The following is a 2,556-nucleotide window of genomic DNA, read 5'->3' as shown; positions in this document are numbered from 1 at the left end:
CAGGAAATCGCCAACCTGATGTGGGCCATGGCGAAACTGGTGGACAACGGGCAGGAGTGGACACCAGAGGTGAAAGAGGCCGTGGCTGCGCTGTTGCCCCGCGTGACCGTACAGAAAGACCAATTTAAAGCCCAGGGTATCGTCAACCTGCTGTGGGCCATGGCGAAACTGGTGGACAACGGGCAGGAGTCGACACCAGAGGTCAAAGAGGCTGTGGCCGCGCTGTTGGCACATGTGAACGCACAGAAAGTCCAATTTATTCCTCAGGGTATCGCCAACCTGCTGTGGGCCATGGCGAAACTGGTGGACAACGGGCAAGAGCAAACACCAGGGCTCACCGAGGCCGTGGCCGTGCTGTTGCCCCACGTGAACGTGCAGAAAGCTAACTTTAAACCACAGGCTATCACCAACCTGCTGTGGGCCATGGCCAAACTGGTGGACAACGGGCAGGGGCCGACACCAGAGCTCAACGCGGCTGTGGCCGCGCTTTTATCCCAAGTGAACGCACAGAAAGATAACTTTAAACCACAGGCTATCGCCAACCTGCTATGGGCCATGGCCAAACTGGTGGACAACGGGCAGGAGCAGACACCAAGGCTAAACGCGGCTGTGGCCGCGCTTTTATCCCAAGTGAACGCACAGAAAGATAACTTTAAACCAAAGGCTATCGCCAACCTGCTATGGGCCATGGCCAAACTGGTGGACAACGGGCAGGAACAGACACCAAGGCTCAAAGAGGCTGTGGCCGCCCTGTTGCCCCACCTGAACGCACAGAAAGACCGATTTAATACCCAGGATATCGCCAACCTGCTGTGGGCCATGGCGAAACTGATGGATAACGGGCATGACCAGATACCAGAACTCAACGAGGCCGTGGCCGCGCTATTGCCTCACGTAAACACACAGAAAGCTAGCTTTAATCCACAGGAAATCGCCAACCTGCTGTGGACCATGGCGAAACTGGTGGACATCGGGCAGGAGCAGACTCCAGGGTTCAACGAGGCCATGGCCGTGCTGTTGCCCCTCGTGAACGTACAGAAAGAACAATTTAATGGTCAGGGTATCGCCAACCTGCTGTGGGCCATAGCGAAACTGATGGACAACGGGCAGGAGCAAACACCAGGGCTCAAAGAGGCCGTGGCCGCGCTGTTGCCGCACGTGAATGCACAGAAAGACCAATTTATTCCTCAGCATATCGCCAACCTGCTGTGGGCCTTGGCGAAACTGGGTGAGCTCGTTGAGCTGAACGTGCTTACCTCTACGTTCGAATCGCTTGTCTACAAAATCAGTGAAAACCCCCGGCTCTCTCAGCAAGACATATTGATGTCCCTCTGGGGAGTAATGGTATGCTGTGCCAGGTTGTCTCTGGTCTCCAATGCCAATAAAAATAACTGGCTTGAAAAGCATATTAATGACCTGTTTACCCGCCTGAAAAATACATCCCCAGACAATGAAGAGGATCAATCCATCATTGCCATGGCCGCAAGTTGGCTTGGGAGAGCGTGTCCGTTCGTCCCCCATTACCAGACAATCATTTCAAAACCGCAATCCGACTTCCGCAATCAACTCCAATCATGCCTGCCCTCTTTGAAGATTGAAGAAGAAAAGAGTCTGAACTCATTACCTCCGGTTGACCTGTTACTGCCAGATCACAACATGGTGATTGAAGTTCAGGGATCGTATCATTACGTGAATGGTGATTACAAAACCAGGAAGGGTTCAACGCTGCTTAAAATCGCACTGCTGCAGAAATCAGGATTTGAGGTCATTGAAATCCCGGTTAACCGGCTTTGGAACCAGGATTTAATGAAACCATTTATTGATCAAATAAAGAAGAGAACAAACAAACAGTAATCGTTTCCCTGCCATGATGACTCAGGAATCGTTTTCACAATTCAGAGAGGATGTTCTTCTCCAACTACTTACAGACAGTTCAGCAAAATGAACTTTTGAGCAGAACAGCAGTCTGTTTTTTTATATTTTCATGAATTAATGAAATATAATTATGGATGGAAGCTCTGCTGGTATCAGTGATAAATACTCAAGATCAGGTAATGATGACAACCAACCGAATGACCATGCCCCTTCTTCAAGGCGTGGGCGATATAGATGTGCCACAGTCAGACAATGGGCAAATACCCCCTGTACCGCACTGGGTCGTGATGAATTTTACCACTCTTCTGGCGCACGCTCTTCTCAACATTTACAGTGCCGCTCAGTTAACCCTGCTCAAGATTTTAATGCTCTCATCAAACAGGAAATAATGGATGATCTGTTGAGTAAATCGGATCATTTCGGTCATCGCTATAATGGAAAAAATCACAGTCAATTTGCCAATTCAATTAAAGAATACACGTCAGCTGCTAAAAAACCGTTAAACCGGGCGGAACAAAGTCAGCTGATACGTATGCTGCAAAACTTTATCCCAACACGGAGCTGGAATTGGCGAAGCCTGACGACAACACTTCATTCATTGACTTCAGCGGGTGTTTTTACCCCTCATTACCCCATGGATGAGCGTGTTAAGCTTACTCAAGCTCACTTATTGTCAACGCT

Annotated in this window: 2 protein-coding genes; both read left to right on the top strand. The window is 49.6% G+C overall.

The genetic code is table 11. The features are described from left to right. A partial coding sequence (locus tag CX664_RS02615; RefSeq protein ID WP_145999775.1) for a DUF1601 domain-containing protein occupies positions 1-1,854 on the top strand: 1,854 nt, incomplete at its 5' end. 151 nt (positions 1,855-2,005) lie between these two features. After that, the coding region (locus CX664_RS25485) for a hypothetical protein (RefSeq protein ID WP_145999774.1) at positions 2,006-2,556 on the top strand (551 nt) is incomplete at its 3' end.

The sequence above is a fragment of the Endozoicomonas acroporae genome, from assembly GCF_002864045.1.
In the GTDB taxonomy this organism is placed as follows: domain Bacteria; phylum Pseudomonadota; class Gammaproteobacteria; order Pseudomonadales; family Endozoicomonadaceae; genus Endozoicomonas; species Endozoicomonas acroporae.
Note: the sequence above shows the minus strand (reverse complement) of the source record. Positions and strands in the feature narration are given on the sequence as shown.